The following is an 18,538-nucleotide window of genomic DNA, read 5'->3' as shown; positions in this document are numbered from 1 at the left end:
GTGCTGGTTGGCTGTCGGCGAGGATGGCCAGGGCGCCGACGCGGTGGTCGGCTGCGGCTGCTTCGGCGCTCAGCCGGGCGAGCGGCGGTCCACCTGCGCGCGGACCGCCACTTCGACCGTATCGCGGTGCGCGCGCCCCGTGCACCGCCCGCCCGCGCCAAGTGTGCCGCAGCCGGTGCACGGCAACGCCTGGGAACCTGCTCGGTCGCGGCGGCTTCAGCCCGCTTCCGGTGCGCCGCCGTCTTCACCACGTGCTCGGTGAAGACGGTCCGCAGCCGCCGCTCCCGGGGGCCGGCAGGGCGGCTTCGACGGCGGCGGCCACCCGGCGGCACCGACGGTGCCACGGTGGCCGCGAAACCGCCTTCGACACGGTCGGCCGGACGTGAGGAAACCCCGGCGGGTCAACTGCCCGTTGGCGGGCCGGGCCTCGCCCCGTCAGCCGCCGTAGGTGTCCGGTGTCCGGGTGAGTTGCGTCCGCAGTTCGGAGACGACGGCGTCGAGGTGGTCGGGTCCCAGCACGGTGTAGTGGTCACCGGGTACCACCGTGGTGGTCAGGCCGCCGTGGCACACCGACCGCCAGCCCTCGGCCGTGGCCGCGCCCCCGCCGGAGGCGGCCTGGACGAAGTGGACGACGCCGGGGTAGGGCTGGGGGCGGTATCCGGCCAGGGCCCGGGCGTTCGACGCGAAGCGTTGGTAGATCGCCTCGAAGGCCGGCAGGTCGATGTCGGCGGGCAGGATTCCGCGGGCGGTCAGCGTGGTGAACAGGTCGGTCAGCGAGGGGAAGCCGCCGTCCGCCGTACCGCTCGTGGGTGACGGTGGTGTGTCGGTGTCCGGCCATGGCTGTCCGGTCAGGCCGGCCAGGTCGCGTCCGAGCCAGGCCAGCAAGTGGTCGTCGCTCACCACTGCCTGCTCCAGGTCGTGTGGTGTCTCGGTGACGTCGATGGCCACGACCCGGTCCACGGTGCGGCCCAACGACCGTAGTTGGCGCGCCAGTTCGATGGCGAGCAGTCCGCCCATGGACCAGCCGCCGAGGCGGTAGTGGCGCCCGGGTACCTCCTCGGTGATGGCGCGGGCGTAACCGGCGACCAGTTCCTGGAAGCTGGGGGCGTCCCCTCGGGGGTCGGGCGACTGGAGCGCGTACACGGGCTGGTCGTCGCCGAGGCGGCGGCCCAACTCCGCGTAGCACAACACGTCACCGCCGACCGGGTGGGCGAGGATCAGTGGCACGGCGGTGCCTTCGATGCGGATCGGGACCACCGCCGGGCGGTCACCGCGCTCACCGGCGGCCGTGCTCCGCCGCAGCCGGGCGGCCAGCGAGCGGATGGTCGGGTGGGCGAAGAGCGCGGAGACCGGGACCTCCACGTCCAGTTCGCGCCGGAGCACGGAGACCAGGCGCACGGCCAGCAGCGAGTCGCCGCCGAGCTGGAAGAAGTCGTCGGTCACCGACAGTCCGGGGACGTCGAAGAACTCGCCCCAGATGTCGAGCAGCAGCTTCTCCTCCGCGTCCGCGGGCGCCTCCGCGGCGGCGTCGGCGGACGGCTCGTCCGGGAGGGCCGCCAGGGCCGCGCGGTCCACCTTCCCGTTGGCCGTCAGCGGGAACGCGTCGCGGACCGAGACGACGGCCGGGACCATGTAGCGCGGCACCCGGTCCTCCAGCAGGGCTCGCAGTTGCGGATCCGTACGGGTCTCGCCCGGTTCGAGCAGGACGTGGGCGACCAGCCGCACGCGGCCCCGGTCGCCGTGCACCGCGGCCACGGCGGCGCGGACGCCGGGGCACGCGAGCAGCGCCGACTCCACCTCGCCCAGCTCGATGCGGTGGCCGCCGACCTTGACCTGCATGTCTTCCCGGCCGAGGAATTCGATGTCGCCGCCTGGCAGCAGGCGGCCCCAGTCGCCGGTGCGGTACAGGCGGCCACCGGTGACGGGGTCGGTGACGAAGCTCCTGGCGGTGCGTTCCGCGTCCCCGAGGTATCCGCGGGCCACGCCGGCGCCGGTGATGCAGATCTCGCCGGGCACCCAGCAGGGCCGTGGCCGCAGGGCCCGGTCGGCGACGAAGACGTGCTGGTGGCGCATGGGCAGCCCGTACGGGATCGAGGGGAGCCGTCCGTCCTCGGGGGCGATGCGGTGCCAGATGGACCAGATGGACGCCTCCGTGGCGCCGCCCAGGCTCCACTGCCGCGCGTCGGGGAAGAGCGCGCGGATGTCGGCGGGCAGGGTCACCGGGATCCAGTCACCGCTCATCAGCACGGCTCGCAGTGGCGGCAGCGACGGCGAGGGTTGGGCCGACGTGTGCTCGCAGAGCATCGCCATCAAAGCGGGCACGCTGTTCCAGACCGTGACCCCGCTCTCCGTCATCAGCCGCAGCCACGCGCCGGGTTCCCGCTCCTCCCCCGGCGACGGGACGACCACGGCCCCGCCGGCCGACAGGGGGCCGAAGATGTCGTACACCGACAGGTCGAAGTGGAGCGCGGAGAGCGCGAGTATCCGGTCCCGGGCGTCGAGCGCGAGTTCCTCGTTGACGTCCAGCACGGTGTTGAGGGCCGGGCCGTGCTCGATCATCACGCCCTTGGGGACGCCGGTGGACCCGGAGGTGTAGATGACGTACGCGAGGTTCCCCGGCGTCAGGTCGACCTCGGGCGCGGCCTGTGGTGCGGCGTCGGCGGCGGGCGGTTCGACCTCCCGTACCGCGACGCCGTCGGGCCACGGCACACCTTGGCGCAGCCATGGCTGGGTCAGCGCGTGGCGGATGCCGGCGGATTCGATGACGGCGCGGATGCGTTGGGCGGGCCACCGCGGGTCGACGGGTACGTAGGCGGCCCCGCTGCGCAGCACGGCGAGGCAGGCGACGACCTGCTCCCAGCCCTTCTCCATGACGACGGCGACCAGGGTCTCCGGTCCGGCGCCGTGGTCGGCCAGGTGCCGGGCTGTGCGCGCCGACTCCGCGTCCAGTTCGCCGTAGGTCAGCGAGCGGGCCTCGCAGATGACCGCGACGGCCTCGGGGTGTGCCGCGGCGTGGGCGATGAAGTCCCGGTGGAGCAGGGCGTCTTCGGGAAAGACGTGTGGTTCCGGCTCCCGCGGGGCGGTGTCCTCGCTGACCGGGGACACCGACCAGGCCGGGGTGGTCCATGCGGACTCAGGCGCAAAGTTCACGGATCAGTCCTTCGTACGCGGCGAACATGGCGTCCACGACACCTTCTTGGAAGACTTCCTCGACGACGTCCCAGTTGAGGACCAGGCAGCCGTCCTCCTCGAACGCCTGGTGGTCGAGGATCACCTGGGGGGTGCGGACGCCGCTCCACACGGGTGTGCCCGACGTGCCGAGCCGGCACAGGGCGCCGACGGGTCCCGCCGTCGTGGTGTCCGGGTGCCGCGTGCCCAGTGTGCTGTTGAAGACCACGGGCATGCGGGCCCGCCCGGCGGCACCGTCCAGCCGGGCCAGGTCGCGCAGGACGTCCAGCCCGGTGTACGCGGCATGCTCCATGTCGCGCATCAACTGCCGCTGGAGGGCCGCGGCGGTGTCCTTGAAGGGCGCGGCCGGGTCGATGTGCGCCTCCAGGAGGGTGGTGGCGGAGAAGTTCCCCACCACCTGGGACATGTCGTCCTCGGTGAAACCGTTGCGCTGGGAGACCAGTACGTTGACGGTGAAGTCGGGGGTCTTCGACCACCGGGCCAGGACCTGGCAGTAGGCGGCGAGGATGGCGCTGGAGGGCGTCACCCCGGCGCGGGCGGCGTTGCGCTTGAACCGTTCCCACCGCGGGGCGTCGACCGTGACGGAGCGGTTGCCGAAGACGGGTGCCCGGACGTCGCTCAGCGGGACGGACAGCGGAAGTTCCGGGGCGGCCGGGAGGGACGCGGCGCGCTCTTGCCAGTAGGCCCGGCTCGGTTCGACGGCGTCGGATTCGGAGTAGGCGCGCACCGCGCGTACGTAGGTGTCGAACGAGGCGCCCGTGAACGGGAGTTCGGCTCGCGGGTCGCGGTAGAGGGTGGCCCATTCGTTGAACAGCAGGGTGCTGCTGCCGCCGTCGGATATCAGGACGTCGATGGCGACGTGGAGCCGGGTGACGGTGTCGCTGAGGCGGGTGGCGCGCACCAGGAACAGGGGCCACTGACCGGTGTCGAAGGTGTGGGTCCTCAGCTCGGCGTGGACGGCGGACAGCCGCTGTCCGCGTTCGTCCGGCGTGAGGCGTGCGAGGTCCTCGACGGCGATGCGGTAGTCCGGGACGTCGCCCAGGATCCGCTGGGTTCCGGCGGGGTCGAAGACCGCGCGGAGCATCGGGTGGCGTGCCACGAGCCGGCGCAGGGCCCGCTCGGCCGCCGGGACGTCGCAGTCGGTGACGTCGACCTCGATGTACAGGACCGTGGGGACGTCGCCGAGTTCGAAGTCGCCCGCGCGGCCGGCCAGGTATGCCTCCTGGAGCTTGGTGAGCGGGAAGGGGGCGGAGTCGGGGCGCCGGGGCCCGCTCGCCTCGCGGTCGGGGCCGTCGGTGGCGGGGGCGCCGGTCCGCGCGGTGGCCGCGCGGCCGGTGTCCTGGCCGGTGCCGGTGGCCTCGGGTTCGTCGGTGGCGCGCGGCCCGAACGTCTCGGCGAGGTGCTGAGCGAGTCCTTCGGGGGTCGGGTGGTCGAAGACCACGGTCGCCGGCAGGCGGGTGTCGAGGACGCGGCCGAGGCGTGTCCTCAGCTCCATGGAGGTCAGGGAGTCGAAGCCCATCTCGTAGAACGACTTCTGGGGGGCGACCCGGGCCGCGTCGACGCCCATGAGCGCGGCGACGCACTCCTTGACCAGGCCCAGCAGGGCGGCGAGGCGCTGATCGGCGGAGGATCGCGGCGAGTTCAGCAGCGCGAGGACGCCCGGGCCGCCCGCCGCCTCGGCCGGTGCCCGTCCGGCCCGCGTGACGGGCTCGGTGCGCTCGCGTTCGCGGGTGTGCGGCTCACCGGCCTGCCGGGCGCGCAGCGCGGCCAGTCCGGTCAGCAGGAACGGTCCTTCCATGGCGTGCGCCGTCCCCGGTTCCGGCAGCGCCAGCCGTCCGGCGACCAGGGCCGCGGCCCCGCTGGAGAGCGCGGCGTCGAAGAGCGCCAGGCCTTCGGCCACCGAGAACGGGGCCACACCGTTGCGGCGCAGTCTGAGCAGGTCGCCCTCGTCGAGGTGACCGGTCATCCCGGTGGCCTCGGCCCACAGTCCCCAGGCGACCGCGTGAGCCGGCCTGCCCTGGGCGCGCCGCCACGCGGCGAAGTGGTCCAGGAAGGTGTTGGCGGCGGCGTAGTTGGCCTGTCCGGGGCCGCCGAGGACACCGTAGACCGAGGAGAACAGCAGGAAGAGGCGCACCTCGTCGTCGCGCGTGGCCGCGTCGAGGTGGAGGACGGAGTCGACCTTGCTCCGCAGCACGCCGTGCAGTTGCTCCGCCGTCATGGTGGTGACGAGGGAGTCGTCGAGCACCCCGGCGGCGTGCACCACGCCGACGATCCGGTGGTGCCGGCGTACCTGGGCGAGCGCGGCGCGCACTTCCTCGGCCTCGGCGGTGTCGGCGCGGACGACCTGGACGAAGGCGCCGAGCCCTTCGAGTTCGGCGCGGAATCCGGCCATGCCGTGGGCGTTCTCACCGCTTCTGCTGAGCAGGGCGAGTGCCCGTACGCCCCGGTGGGTCACCAGGTGGCGGGCGACCTCGCGGCCGAGGGTGCCGGTGCCGCCGGTGATGACGACCGCGCCGTCGCCCAGGTCCACGGGGTCCGCGCCGGCCGGGGTGTGCGGCGCGAGCCGCGGGCACAGTACGCGGTCGCCGCGGACGGCGAGTTGGGGCTCGGCGCGGCCGAGGGCGGCGAGGACCGCGGTGGCCTCGCGCAGCGCCGGGGTGTCGACGTCGAGGACGCGGAAGTGGCCGGGGTGTTCGGTCTGCGCCGAACGCACCATGCCCCACAGCACGCTGTCGCCGAGGGTGAACTCGTGGTCGCCGGGGACGGCGATCGCGTCGTGGGTGACGAACGTGAGCAGTGCGTGGTCGGCGAGGTCGTCCTCGCCGAGCCACCGCTGTATCGCGGTGAGCGTGCGCGCCGCCGTGGTGTGGGCCTGGTCGGCCACGTCACCGTCGGCGGCCGGGCAGACGAGGACGACCTGCCAGTCCCCCGGGATGCCCTTGACGATCATGATGGCTTCGTCGAGGGTGGCCACCGAGATGCCGCCCCGGTTGGCGTCGCGCAGGAACGCCGACAGCGGCCCGTCGTCCCCGCCGACCACGCAGAGCCGGAAGTCTCCGGCCGGGTCGCCGGTGGGCGGCTGCCAGGCGGTCTCGTACAGCCCGGCCGCGTCGAGGTCCGCCTCGGCCGGCCGGTCCAGGTCCAGTCCGCGGACCACCATGCGCTCCACGCCGAGGACGAGGGCGCCGGCCTCGTCGGTGAGAACGAGGGAGATGGCGTCCTCGTCGGTGCGCCGGGCGAAGGCGTGGCAGGCCACCTGGCCGGTGCCGGGGCCCGTCCGGACGCCGTTGAAGACGAAGGGCACCGCGACGCGGCCCGGACCGGCGTCGCCGAGCAGTCCGCAGGCGACGGCGGCGTGCAGCGCGGCGTCGGTCAGCGCGGGGTGAGCGGTGAAGCCGCTGTGGTTGACGCGGGCCGCCTCCGGAAGGACCACCCATGAGTGGCTCGCCCCGTCGTGGTGCTCGGCGGAGACCACGCCGCGGAACGCCTCGCCGTAGCCGTAGCCGAGGTCGCGCAGGCGGGCGTACATCGGCGCGGCGTCCAGCGCCCGGCCGCCGGCCGGCGCGGTGGGTCCGGGGCGGGCCGCCTGGTCGGGCGCCGCGGGTGCCAGTACGCCCTCGGCGTGCCGGAGCCAGGTGCCGGTTCCGGCGGTGCGGCTGAAGACGGTGACGGAACGGGCGCCCCGGTCGTCGGGTGCTTCGGCGGACACCTGGATGTCGACGGCGGTGCCGTCCATCGGGAGCGGCAGCGGATCGCTGAGCACCATTTCGTCGATGGCGTCGCAGCCCAGTTCGCGTCCGGCCGTGAGCAGCAGTTCCATGAAGGCGGTTCCGGGCAGCAGCGCGGTGTCCTCCACCCGGTGGTCCAGGAGCCAGGGGTGGCTGCGTATCGAGAGCCGGCCGCTGAGCAGCACGGATCCGTCGGGTGTCTCGACGACGGAGGTGATCCAGGGGTGGCCGCCGTCGCGGACGGGGGCGACGGGCCGCTGGGGGCGCGGTGCGGGGGTGGCGGTGTCCGTCGTCATGGGCAGCCAGAAGCGCCGCCGTTCGAAGGGGTAGGTCGGCACCTCGGCCGGGCGTGGCCCGGACCCGCCGAGAACCGGGGCCGCCCAGTCGATCCGGTGGCCGCTGACGTACGCCTCCGCCGCCGCCATGAGGACCCGCTCACGCGTGCCCTGGTCCCGTCGCAGGGTCACGTTGACCGGGGCGTTGTCACTGAGGTCGCGCAGGATCGCCTCGACGGAGCCGGCCAGCACGGGATGCGGGCTGATCTCGATGAAGGCGTCGTACCCGTGCGAGACCGTCTCGGCGATGGTCCGCGCGAACCGCACCTGGCCCCGCAGGTTGCGGTACCAGTAGGCGGCGTCGAGTTCGTCGCCGCGCAGCGGTCCGGCTTCGACCGTGGAGAACATCGGCACGGCCGAGGGGGTGGCCGTGACGCCGGTCAGACCTTCGAGGATGCCGTCCCGCAGTCCCTCCATGGCCGGGGAGTGCGAGGCGTAGGTGACGGGGACCCGGCGGGCGTAGACGCCGCGGTCGTCGCACAGCTCCAGCAGGCGTTGGATGCCGGGTTCGTCGTCGCCGGAGATGACCACGAAGGAGGGGCCGTTGACGGCCGCGACGACGAGGTGTGCGCCGGCCTCGGCGATCAGTTCCGTGGCCGCTTCCTCGGAGACCGCCACGGCGACCATGCCGCCGCGCCCCACCCGTTCCAGGAACCGGCTGCGGCAGGCGACGATCCTGGCGGCGTCCTCCAGGGTGATCGCGCCGGCCACGCAGGCCGCGGCGACCTCGCCCTGGGAGTGGCCGACCACCGCGGCCGGCTCGACTCCGCAGGACTGCCACAGCGCCGCCAGCCCGACCATCACCGAGAACAGCAGCGGCTGGACGACGTCCGTGCGCTCCAGATCCGTCTCGCGGTCGTCCCCGGTGAGGACGGCCATGATCTCGTGGTCGAGGTGTGGTTTGAAGGCGGCGGCGCACTCCTCGACCCGCAGCCGGAAGACGTCCGACTCCTTCAGCAGGGCACGCGCCATCCCCGGCCACTGCGAGCCCTGGCCGGGGAATACGAAGACGGGCCGGCGGATGCGCCGGGCCTCGCCGTGCACGGCCGTGGACTCCTCCGGCCGGTCCGCGAACGCCCGTAGCGCTTCGGTCAGTTCGGCCCGTCCGCCGCCGGACACCACGGCCCGGTGGTCGAAGTCCTCGCGTTCGAACAGCAGAGCCCGTTCGACGGCGGCCACGCTGTCGGTACCCGATTCCAGCTGGGTGGCGACGGCCTCGGCGTAGGCGCGCAGCGCGGTCGGGGTCTTGGCGGAGAGCTTGAGTACGGCGGGGCGCCCGGCCGGGGCGTCGGCGGGCCCGGCCTCCTCGGCGTCCTCCTCCCAGCTCTCCAGGATGACGTGGGAGTTGGTCCCGCTGACGCCGAACGACGACACGGCGCAGCGGCGTACGCCGGCGCGGGTGGGCCACGGGCGGTTCTCGCGCAGCACCTCCACCGCGCCGGACCAGTCGACGTGGGAGTTGAGCGGGCCGTCGACGTGCACCGTGCGGGGCATCTCGGCGGCGCGCATCGCGGTGAGGCACTTGATGACGCCGCCGACACCGGCCGCGGCCATGGAGTGGCCGATGTTGGACTTGAACGAGCCGAGCCAGACGGGTTCTTCGCGCTCGCCCTGCCCGTAGGTGGCGTGGATGGCGTTGACCTCGATCGGGTCGCCGAGCCGGGTGGCGGTGCCGTGCGCCTCCACCAGCTGGATGTCCTGCGGGGCCAGGCCCGCGTCGGCGAGCGCCTGCCCGATCACCTTGACCTGGGCGCGTCCGCTGGGCGCGGTCAGGCCGTTGCTGGCGCCGTCCTGGTTGACCGCGGTGCCCTTGATCACGCCGAGGATGCGTCGGCCGAGGCGCCGGGCCTTCGCCAACGGTTCGAGGACGAGGACACCCGCGCCCTCGGCCCAGACGGTGCCGTCGGCCGCGTCGGAGAAGGTGCGGCAGCGGGCACCCGGTGAGAGCGCCTGCTTGTTGGCGAAGTCGGCGAACATGCCGGGTCCGGCCAGCACGGTGCAGCCGCCGGCCAGGGCGAGGTCCGTCTCGCCGCTGCGCAGTGAGCGCACGGCGGTGTGGATGGCCACGCCGGAGGAGGAGCAGGCGGTGTCGATGGTCAGGGCCGGACCCTCCAGGCCCAGCAGGTAGGAGATGCGGCCGGAGGCGACGCTGGGCGAGGTGCCGGTGCCCATGTAGCCGGCGGTCTCCCCTTGCCACTTCCACAGCGGCATGCCGTACTCGTTGGCCATGATGCCGACGAACACGCCGGTGGCGGAGCCCTTGAGGCTCGACGGCACGATGCCGGCCCGTTCGATCGCCTCCCAGGCGACCTCCAGCAGAACGCGCTGCTGGGGGTCCATCGCCTCCGCCTCGGCCGGGCGTATCCCGAAGAAGGCGGCGTCGAAGGTGTCGGCGTCGTGGAGGAATCCGCCCTGCCGCGCGTAGGCCCGGTCGTACAGGTCGTCGGTGTCCCAGCCACGGTCGGCGGGGAAGTCGCCGACCGCGTCACGGCCCTCGCGGACCAGTCTCCACAGGTCCTCGGGGGTCCGTACGCCGCCCGGGTAGCGACAGGCCATCCCCACCACGGCGATGTCGTCTCGCACGGTTTCCTGCTCAGTCACGCTGCGACTCCAGCTCCTTGTTCACACGCTCGGCCATCTCGTTGAGGGTGGGGTGGTCGAAGAGGACGATCTCGGGGAGGCCGAGCCCCGTCGTGTCGTTGACCCGTTCGAGGAATTCCAGGAGCGTCAGCGAATCGATGCCGAGGTCGCCGAAGGTCGTGTCGGGATCCGGGACGGGGCCGCCGAGGACGGCGGCGAGCGCGTCCTCCAGCGCGCCGCGGACCAGCCACATCCGGTCCGCCGGCCGCGCCCCGGTCCACCGCGGCAGGAAGTCCTGCCCGGTCTCCGGCGGCGCTTCCCGCCGGACGGTGGCGCCGCGCGGCTGCTCGGGGGCGCCGGGGAGGCGGAAGGGCTGCCGCTGGAACGGGTAGGTCGGCAGCAGCGGCACGGTACGCGGGTGGTCGCCGAGGTGGGCCCGTACGCCGGTGATGTCGGCGGTGTGGACGTAGGCGGCCGCGAGTGCCAGCAGCGGGGTCCGGCTCCGCGCGTCGCGCGCCGTCCAGTCGGCGGGGACGGCGAGGTCGTGGCCGGCGACGATCTTCTCCAGGCCCTGCCGGAACTGCTCCTGGTCCGAGCCCAGGACGGCGGCACGGTGGTCCCACTGCGTCCTGGCGCTCAGCGCGCGGCCCACGTCGGCCATGGACGCGCCGGGCGCGAACGGGTGGCGCAGCAGGGCGAGCGCCAGGTCCCGGACCGCTTCGCGGGAGCGTGCCGACAGGCACCAGACGGTGTCCTGCGGCCCGCTCGGTGCCGGGTCCGGGGCGGGGCCGGCCGGACCGAGCACCGCGTGCACGTGGGTGCCGCCCATGCCGAAGGAGCTGACGCCGACGATCTGTCGCGGAGCGATCACCCGGTCCTCCGGTTCGGTGACGACCCGGATGTTGTGTTCGTCGAGGGGGATGCCGGCGTGCGGGCGCACGAAGTTCAGGCTGGGCGGGATCCGCCGGTGGTGGAAGATCAGGCAGGCCTTGACGAGGCCGGCGATTCCGGCCGCCGCCTCCAGGTGGCCGATGTTCGTCTTGACGGATCCCACCGGCACCGGGTCGCCGTGCGGTCGTGCCCGTCCCACGACCTCGCCGATGGCTCGCGCCTCGACCGGGTCCCCGACCGGCGTGCCGCTGCCGTGGAGTTCGAGGTAGGCCACGTCCGTGGCGGAGGCTCCGGCGGCTCCCAGGGCCGTGGTCAGGACCTCGCTCTGCGCCTCGGCGGAGGGGACGCCCAGGACGCCCCGGCCCGCGTCGTTGGCCGTCGCGGTGGAGCGGATGACGCAGTAGACGTGGTCCCGGTCACGGCGGGCGGCGTCGAGCGGCTTGAGCACGACGCATCCGCCGCCCTCGCCCCGGACGTATCCGTTGGCCCGCTCGTCGAAGGTGTGGCAGCGGCCGTCCGGTGACAGCCCGCCCCACAGCCGCACCTGCTCGGTGACTTCTTGGAGCAAGTTGAGGTTGACCCCCGCGACGAGGGCGGCGTCGCACTCGCCCAGCCGCAGGCTCGCCACCGCGCGGTGCAGTGCGGCCAGCGAGGAGGACTGGCCGGTGTCGACCACCTCGCTCGGCCCCCGCAGCCCGAAGTGGTGCGAGACCCGATTGGCCAGCATGCAGCGGCTGCTGCCCATGTGCCCGAACCGGTCCAGGTCGCCGGAGGTGAGGTAACGCAGCCGGAAGTCGTCGGCACTGGCACCCACGAAGACGCCCCAGCGCGAACCGTGGGCGTCCGCCGGTCGCACGCCCGCGTCCTCCAGGCTCTCCCAGGCCAGTTCCAGCAGCAGGCGCTGCTGCGGATCCAGGTAGCGGGCCTCACGGTGCGGGATGCCGAAGAAGTCGGCGTCGAACAGGTCGGGATCGGTGAGGAACCCCCCGGCCGGTGCCCCGGGGGCGTCGGACGCCTCCGGGGCACCGGGCCGGCGGCCCGGCGGAACCGGGCCCACCCGGGAGGTACCGGTGATCAGGTCGTCCCAGAACCGGGCGGGGTTGTCCGCGCCGGGAAACCGGCAGGACAGGCCGGTAATGGCGACAGGTGTCATGTCGTCTCTCCGAGATGAGGTGCCGGCCCTCGGGCCGCGATGGGCGCTCAGTCGCGAGGGCCGGGCCCGACCGCGAGGTTCTTCAGACCGCGGAACGTCGGGCTCGCCTTCCACACGAACCGGTCGGCGGGGGTGACCACCGACAGGCCGGGGCAGCGCCGGACGAGGGCGTCGAAGGCGACTTCCGCCTCCAGACGCGCGAGGTGTTTGCCGATGCAGTTGTGGATGCCGCCGCCGAACGCCAGGTGCTCGCGGCGGGGCGTGGTGATGTCGAACGCGTCGGGGTCGGCGAAGCGGTGCTCGTCGCGGTTGGCGGCGGCGAAGGACAGGAAGACGATGGCCCCCGCCGGGATCTCCACCCCGCCCACCTCGACGTCCTCCGTGACGTAGCGGTAGAGCGAGAGGTTGAACGGCGACTGGTGGCGGAGCATCTCCTCGACGGCGCCGGGTACCAGCGACGGGTCCGACCACAGCCGCCTCTTCTGCTCCGGGTTGCGTTCCAGCGTCAGGAACCCGGTGACGATGAGGTTGGCGGTCGTCTCGTATCCGGCCGCGAGCAGCGCGTACGCCTGGGCCACGGCCTCGTCCTCGGCCAGTGACGTCGCGAGCTGGGTGAGGACGTCGTCGGCGGTGCCGGCCCGCTTGCGGCCGATGAGGTCGCGCAGGTACTGCGCCATGAGGCCCGTGTCACGGCGCAGCGTCTCGTGGTCGGCCGCGCCGGTGATCGTCTGCACCCAGGAGTGGAACGTGCCGCGGTCCTCGCGCGGGACGCCGAGGGTGTCGCAGATGACGGCGATGGAGAAGGGGAAGGCGAAGTCCTGGACGAGGTCGAAGGTGTCGCGTCCGGCCAGCGCGTCCAGGGTCTCGGTGGCCACGCGCCGCATGTCGCGCCGTTTGGTGGCGACGGCCCGTGCGGTGAACGTCGCGTTGAGGGGTTTGCGCAGCCGGGTGTGTTTGGGCGGGTCGTTGTTGGCCATGTTGTCGTAGAGCAGCGAAGAGCGGTCGCCGCCGCCTTCGCGGCCGGTGCCGGCCGCGAAGAGGGGCATGGCCTCGTCGATGCTCTTGCGGAACCGTGGGTCCCGCAGGACGAACTCCACGTCCTGGTAGGCCGTCACCAGCCAGCCGCGCAGACCGGGCGGGAGGTAGGCCATGCCGGTCCGCAGGACGATCGGCGTCGGCCTGTTGCCCTGTGCCTTGATGGCCCGGTAGGTGGGGTGCGGATCGGCGTAGAACTCCTGGTCGAGTTCCACGGGGCAGGCGTGGTGCGTGCCTCCGACCGGACAGCCGCCGGAGGCGTCGTTGTTCGCACTTGTCATGTTGTCAAGCCCTCGGATTCCTGTGCTCGCGATGCGTCGCGGTGAAGCGGGCAGCGCGCGATGACGGATGCGGCGCGGCGTCGAGACGTGCCGCTCCCCCGGCCGCCTGGCCCGGGACGGGGGCGAGACGGCCGGAGGAATGGTGAGGGTCCCCCGTACGAATTCACGTGCGGCCCCGAGGTCTTCGGGGCGGTGTCCGGTCAGGGACGGCCGAGGACCAGGGAGACGTTGTGGCCGCCGAAGCCGAAGGAGTTGGCGAGGGCAGCGTCCCAGTGTCCGTCGCGCGCGCCGCCGGTGACGACGTCGAGTTCGATGCCGGGGTCGAGTTCGTCGAGGTTGCGCGTGGGGGGCACCGTGCCGTCGCGCAGGGCGAGCAGGGCCGCGATGGCGCCGAGGGCACCGGAGGCACCGAGCAGGTGCCCGGTCATGGACTTGGTGGCGGTGACGACGGGGTGGGTGCCGATCGCCTCGGCGATGGCGGTCGCCTCGGCCAGGTCCCCTTGCGGGGTGGAGGTGGCGTGGGCGTGCACATGGCCGATGTCGGCCGGGCCGAGGCCGGCGTCGCGCAGTGACTGGCGGATCGCCCGGACCTGCCCGGGCACGTCGGACGCCGTGATGTGCGAGGCGCTGGCGCTGGTGCCCGCGCCGAGGAGTCGGCCGTGCGGGGTGGTGACGCCGCGGGCCCGGGCGTGCTCGGCGCTCTCCAGCACCACGAGTGCGGCCCCTTCGCCGAGGACGAATCCGTTGCGCCTGGTGTCGAACGGGCGGCAGGCGTGCGCGGGGTCGTCGTTGTCGGTGGAGAGCGCCATCATCTGGGCGAAGGCGGTCAGCGGCAGCGCGTGGACGCTGGCCTCCACGCCGCCGGCGATGACGACGTCCGCGCGGCCGGCCCGGATGAGGTCCATGCCGAGCGCGAGCGCCTCGGCACCCGACGCGCAGGCGCTGACGGGGGCGTGCGCCCCGGCGAGCGCGTTGAACTCGATGCTGACCCAGGCGGCCGGCCCGTTGGCCATCAGCATCGGCACCGTGTGCGGGGAGACCCGCCGGGGGCCGGAGGTCTCCAGGGTGTGGTTCTGGCCGAGCAGGGAGGTCACGCCGCCGATGCCGGTGCCGATCACCACGGCCAGCCGCTCCGGGTCGGTCTCGGGGCTACCCGCGTCCGCCCACGCCTCGCGGGCCGTCACCAGGGCCATCTGCTCGCAGCGGTCGAGACGGCGGGCCTCGGTCCGCTTCAGTGCCGCGGCGGGGTCGGCGGTCAGCCGCGCGGCTATCCGGACGGGCAGCCGCTCGGCCCACTCCTCGTCGAGGGAACCGATGCCGTTCGCCCCGGACCGCAGGGCCGACCAGGTCGTGCTGACGTCCTCGCCCACCGGGGTCATCGCACCCGCACCGGTCACCCAGACGTCGATCGTGCTCGTTCGCATGGGGCCGGACGCTAACCAACTTCCTGGTTGGTTGGCAAGCGCCAAGGGTCTCGACCGAGCAGCGTCCCGGGCCCCGGAAAACGCTTTCCACCTGCGGTTTTCTTGCCAGGCAAGAGGTCAACCAACTAGTTGGGCGACCGTACCGTAAGATTCCGGCATGAGCACCACCAGCCGCTCGCAGGACACCCGCGCCCGCTTGCTGGCGGCGGCCCGCGCCGAGTTCGCCGCGCACGGGATGAGCGGCGCCCGCGTGGACCGCATCGCGCACAGCGCGGGCGTCAACAAGGAGCGCATCTACGGCCACTTCGGCAGCAAGGAGAACCTGTTCGCCGCCGTGGTCGCCGAAGCCCTCGGCGACCACGCCGCCAGTGTCGGACCCCCCTCCGGCGACCTGGGTGAGTACGCGGGCCGGATGTTCGACTTCCACCTGCGCCACCCCGAACTCACCCGGCTGATGATGTGGGAGGCGCTCCACTACGGCGGACGCGCCCTGCCGGACGAGGACCACAGAACGGACGCGTACGCGGGGAAGGCCGCCGCGCTCGCCGAAGCCACCGGGGGCACCCTGGACGCCCCCGCCGCGGCCACCTTCCTCACCCTCGTCGGCATCGCCGTCTGGCCACTGGCCTTCCCGCAGATGACACGGCTCATCCTCGGCACCGCCTCCGCCGACCCCGCCGACCTGCGCGCCCATGTCGTCGCCACGGCAAGGGCGCTGGGCGACGGCGGGAGATGAACGGCGGCGCTTCCGGCAGCGACCCGCCACGCATCTGACGCATCATCAGGTAGCGGAGGACGTCAAGCGCTCAGTTGCTACCAACCAGTTGGTAGCAACTGGAGTACCATCTCGCCATGACTACGAGCACACGCTCGGAAGACACCCGCGCCCGCCTGCTGGCGGCAGCCCGCGCCGAGTTCGCCGCGTACGGGATGAGCGGCGCCCGCGTCGACCGCATCGCCCACGAGGCCGGCGTGAACAAGCAGCGCATCTACGGTTACTTCGGCAGCAAGGAACAGCTCTTCGCCACGGTGGTGGCCGAAGCCCTGGGCGGCCACGCGGCCGACGTCCTGCCTTCCGGACGGCCTTCCGGCACCCCCGAAGACGCCGTGGAACCGGTCGCCCTGGTACGCGCCATCCACGAGTTCCACCGGCGGAACCCCGACGTCATCCGGCTGATGATGTGGGAGGCGTTGCACTACGGAGACAGCCCGGTGCCCGCCGAACCCCAACGCGCCGAAGGCTACGCCGAGTTGGTGACCGCCCTCGCCGCCGCCTCAGGCGGCGGACTGGACCACCGCTCGGCCGCCACCCGGCTCCTCCTCGCCGTCGGCATGGCCGTCCTACCGCTCGCCCTGCCCCAGATGGCACGCCTCGTCCTCGGCCCCACCGATGACACCGACCCCTACCTGGTCTCCCTGAGCGCCCTGCTGTCCGGTCCCGAACGGCGCTGACGACCACGGCGGGCGGCCGGGACGATCGGGACGGTCTCACTGGAGCGGCTGCTCGCCGAGCCCGCCGGCCGGTGTGCGGACGCCGACGAAGTGGCGGCGGTAGGGGCCGCGCTGCGAGTCACCCGGCCGCCTCGCCATCAACCCGAATCAGCTCGTGGTCAGGCGGCGAGCCAGTCGCGGTAGTGCGTGGGGGCGATGTGCGCGCCGTACGGCGCGGTGAGGGCTGTGCCGGATGCGGCGGCGAAGGGGCCGGCCTCGTCGTCGGTCACGACGAGGCGGCTGTTGCCACGGGCTGCAAGGGTGATCTTGCCGAGCTCGTCCAGGAGAAACGTGTCGGGGCCGGCGACGTCGCGGACGCCGTGCAGAGGGGCGCCGGTGGCGATGTCGGCGACGGCTCGGGCGGCATCGGCGACGGCGATGGGCTGCAGCAGGGTGGGGGGCAGCCGAACGCTGTCGCGCCGCGTGGTCCAGGACATGATCGCGTCGATGTACTCGAAGAATTGGGTGGCGCGGACGATGGAGTAGGGGACCGTCGCGGTCTTGTACAGCTCCTCCTGGAGGACCTTGGCCCGGTAGTAGCCGAGGCCGGGCACCCGGTCCACGCCGACGATGGACAGCAGGACGGCGTGCTGGACACCGGCCTCCTCGGCCGCGGTGAGGAGGTTGGCTGTCGCGGTCCGGAAGAAGTCGGCGGCGGTGTCGTCGGCGGTGGGTGACTGCGTTGCGTCGATGACGGCATCGGCGCCCGCCAGCGCCGGGGCGAGCCCTTCGCCCGTGGGGAGGTCCACGCCGGTGGATCGAGCGTGCCCTCTGGCTTCGTGCCCGTCCTCGGCGAGAACTTGGACGATCCTGGAGCCGATCAGCCCGGTTCCGCCGATCACTGCGAATTTCATGTCATGCCTTCCTGGAAGAGTCGGTCCTGCCGGGCCGGGGGTCAGCCGAAGATGGCGGTGGGTTCGCCGACGAACCAGGTGTTGTCGATGACGAGCCGGCGGATGACCCAGCGGTCGCCGTCGCGGACGAGTTCGACGTCGTAGGGGTTCTTCAGCAGCGCGTGCCGGGTGGGGTCGGCGGTGAGCAGGTGCTGGGCCTCCACCAGGGCGGTCAGGCGGGCGGTGTCGCCGTCGACGGCGATCCGTGCGTTGGTGACCTGGTGGGTGGTGTCGACCCGGCCGGTGAACATACCCAGGATGGTGGTGACGATGGTGTCGCGCCCTGACATCAGCGGCGGCCTGGCGCCCCACTTGGCGGCGGCCGGGCGGAAGTCCAGCTCGGCGTCGGCGGCGAAGGCCGAGGCGAACAGCTCCTTGTCCTTGAGGTCTTGGCCGAGGCCGAAACGGTAGAGCGCGTCGGCGATCTCGGCGCGGTCCCTGAGCTCCGCGACGACTGCGGCGGCGTCGGTGGAGGGGGCGGTCAGGGCGCTCCCGCTGGTGACGTACATGATGTTCTCCGTAGCAGGTCAAGTGGTGTTCCGATGCCTTGATCCTGCTGCAGGCCACAGGGGGCATCAATGCGCACCTGTGCAACGATCGTGAAGCCCAGGTTAACGATGGAGAGGTCCGGGGATGCTGGAGCGGTACGAGCTGGAGGCGTTCCTGACGCTTGCCGAGGAGCTGCACTTCGGCCGCAGTGCCCAGCGGCTGCACATCTCCACCGCCCGGGTCAGTCAGACGATCGCCAAGCTGGAGCGCCGCATCGGCGTCCCACTGTTCCACCGCACCAGCCGTCGGGTGGAACTGTCGCCGGTGGGCCGGCAGTTGTACGAGGAGACCCGGCCCGCCTGGGACCGCATCACCGACGCGTTCACACGCGCCGTCGATGCCGGACGCGGCCTGACCGGACTGCTACGGGTCGCCTTCGACGGGCCGGCCGCGGGCCAGCTCATGGTCGGGGCGACGCAGGCGTTCCGCGCCCGGCACCCCGACTGCGACGTCCAGCTCCGCGAAGCACAACTGCCGCAAGTCCTGCCGTGGCTGCGCAGCGGGGAGGCGGACGTCGCCCTGACGGGCCATCCGATACGCGACGACGTCGTCATGGGGCCGGTCCTGGTGCGCGAAGCACGCATGCTCGCCGTGCCGACAGGCCATCCCTTCGCCCGCCGCACAGCCGTCTCCGTCGAGGACCTGGCCCGCGTCACCGTCCTCCGGATTCCCGAGACTCTGCCCGATTCCCTGCGCGACGATCGCGCGCCACGCCATACCCCCACCGGACAGCCCATCACACACGGACCGGCGGCCATGACGTTCACCGAGATGCTGACGCTCGTCGGCGCGGGCGAAGGCGTCGCCACCGTCGGCGCTCACACGCGACGCTACTTCGCCCGCCCCGATGTCACGTATGTGCCTTTCAAGGACGCCGCGCCGGTGGAGTGGGGCCTGGTGTGGCTCGTGGACGGGGCCACGGCCCGCATCCGAGCCTTCAGCCAGGCCGCACTCGGCGTGGTGCAGGAGCCCACCCCGTCGCCTTGACG

General features: G+C 72.9%; 10 protein-coding genes. 3 read left to right on the top strand and 7 right to left on the bottom strand.

Annotated features, from left to right (window positions below; translation table 11 throughout):
* Positions 1-435 precede the first annotated feature (435 nt).
* The 5 genes from SCATT_RS27275 to SCATT_RS27255 form a co-directional block, all read right to left on the bottom strand.
* Positions 436-3,150, bottom strand: a complete 2,715-nt coding sequence (locus SCATT_RS27275; RefSeq protein ID WP_014146462.1) for an amino acid adenylation domain-containing protein — start codon at positions 3,148-3,150, stop codon at positions 436-438.
* A complete protein-coding gene (locus SCATT_RS27270) occupies positions 3,134-9,853 on the bottom strand; it encodes a type I polyketide synthase (RefSeq protein ID WP_014146461.1) in 6,720 nt (2,239 codons plus the stop codon). Before SCATT_RS27270 ends, SCATT_RS27275 begins: the two co-directional genes overlap by 17 nt.
* A complete protein-coding gene (locus tag SCATT_RS27265) occupies positions 9,846-11,876 on the bottom strand; it encodes a beta-ketoacyl synthase N-terminal-like domain-containing protein (protein ID WP_014146460.1) in 2,031 nt (676 codons plus the stop codon). Before SCATT_RS27265 ends, SCATT_RS27270 begins: the two co-directional genes overlap by 8 nt.
* Before the next feature lie 47 nt (positions 11,877-11,923).
* Positions 11,924-13,192 (bottom strand): cytochrome P450 family protein, encoded by a 1,269-nt coding sequence (locus SCATT_RS27260; protein ID WP_014146459.1) that lies wholly within the window; start codon positions 13,190-13,192, stop codon positions 11,924-11,926.
* Between the two features lie 200 nt (positions 13,193-13,392).
* Positions 13,393-14,616, bottom strand: coding sequence for a beta-ketoacyl-[acyl-carrier-protein] synthase family protein (locus SCATT_RS27255; protein ID WP_014146458.1), 1,224 nt, complete (start codon positions 14,614-14,616; stop codon positions 13,393-13,395).
* 157 nt (positions 14,617-14,773) lie between these two features.
* Between SCATT_RS27255 and SCATT_RS27250 the strand changes: the two genes are divergently transcribed.
* Together SCATT_RS27250 and SCATT_RS27245 are read left to right on the top strand one after the other, a co-directional pair.
* The gene (locus tag SCATT_RS27250) at positions 14,774-15,352 is read left to right on the top strand and encodes a TetR family transcriptional regulator (protein WP_014146457.1); all 579 of its coding nucleotides are present in this window, start codon (positions 14,774-14,776) and stop codon (positions 15,350-15,352) included.
* Positions 15,353-15,468: 116 nt separating this feature from the next.
* Positions 15,469-16,068 (top strand): TetR/AcrR family transcriptional regulator, encoded by a 600-nt coding sequence (locus tag SCATT_RS27245; protein ID WP_014146456.1) that lies wholly within the window; start codon positions 15,469-15,471, stop codon positions 16,066-16,068.
* Positions 16,069-16,226: 158 nt separating this feature from the next.
* Here SCATT_RS27245 and SCATT_RS27240 read toward each other — a convergent pair whose 3' ends face one another.
* Positions 16,227-16,961, bottom strand: coding sequence for an SDR family oxidoreductase (locus tag SCATT_RS27240; RefSeq protein ID WP_014146455.1), 735 nt, complete (start codon positions 16,959-16,961; stop codon positions 16,227-16,229).
* A 41-nt stretch (positions 16,962-17,002) separates the two neighbouring features.
* Positions 17,003-17,509 carry a nuclear transport factor 2 family protein gene (locus SCATT_RS27235; RefSeq protein ID WP_014146454.1) on the bottom strand — a complete coding sequence of 169 codons (507 nt, stop codon included), beginning with the start codon at positions 17,507-17,509 and terminating at the stop codon, positions 17,003-17,005.
* 124 nt (positions 17,510-17,633) lie between these two features.
* Here SCATT_RS27235 and SCATT_RS27230 point away from each other — a divergent pair, with 124 nt between their 5' ends.
* Positions 17,634-18,536, top strand: coding sequence for a LysR family transcriptional regulator (locus SCATT_RS27230; protein WP_014146453.1), 903 nt, complete (start codon positions 17,634-17,636; stop codon positions 18,534-18,536).
* Positions 18,537-18,538 lie beyond the last annotated feature (2 nt).

Source organism: Streptantibioticus cattleyicolor NRRL 8057 = DSM 46488, from assembly GCF_000240165.1.
In the GTDB taxonomy this organism is placed as follows: Bacteria; Actinomycetota; Actinomycetes; order Streptomycetales; family Streptomycetaceae; genus Streptantibioticus; species Streptantibioticus cattleyicolor.
This window is presented reverse-complemented; position numbering and strand designations above follow the sequence as displayed.

Coding starts and splice junctions, on each gene's coding strand:
- SCATT_RS27265 (WP_014146460.1), bottom strand. CDS start 11,876: ATGACACCTGTCGCCATTACCGGCCTGTCCTGCCGGTTTCCCGGCGCG.
- SCATT_RS27250 (WP_014146457.1), top strand. CDS start 14,774: ATGAGCACCACCAGCCGCTCGCAGGACACCCGCGCCCGCTTGCTGGCG.
- SCATT_RS27245 (WP_014146456.1), top strand. CDS start 15,469: ATGACTACGAGCACACGCTCGGAAGACACCCGCGCCCGCCTGCTGGCG.
- SCATT_RS27240 (WP_014146455.1), bottom strand. CDS start 16,961: ATGAAATTCGCAGTGATCGGCGGAACCGGGCTGATCGGCTCCAGGATC.
- SCATT_RS27255 (WP_014146458.1), bottom strand. CDS start 14,616: ATGCGAACGAGCACGATCGACGTCTGGGTGACCGGTGCGGGTGCGATG.
- SCATT_RS27235 (WP_014146454.1), bottom strand. CDS start 17,509: ATGTACGTCACCAGCGGGAGCGCCCTGACCGCCCCCTCCACCGACGCC.
- SCATT_RS27260 (WP_014146459.1), bottom strand. CDS start 13,192: ATGACAAGTGCGAACAACGACGCCTCCGGCGGCTGTCCGGTCGGAGGC.
- SCATT_RS27230 (WP_014146453.1), top strand. CDS start 17,634: ATGCTGGAGCGGTACGAGCTGGAGGCGTTCCTGACGCTTGCCGAGGAG.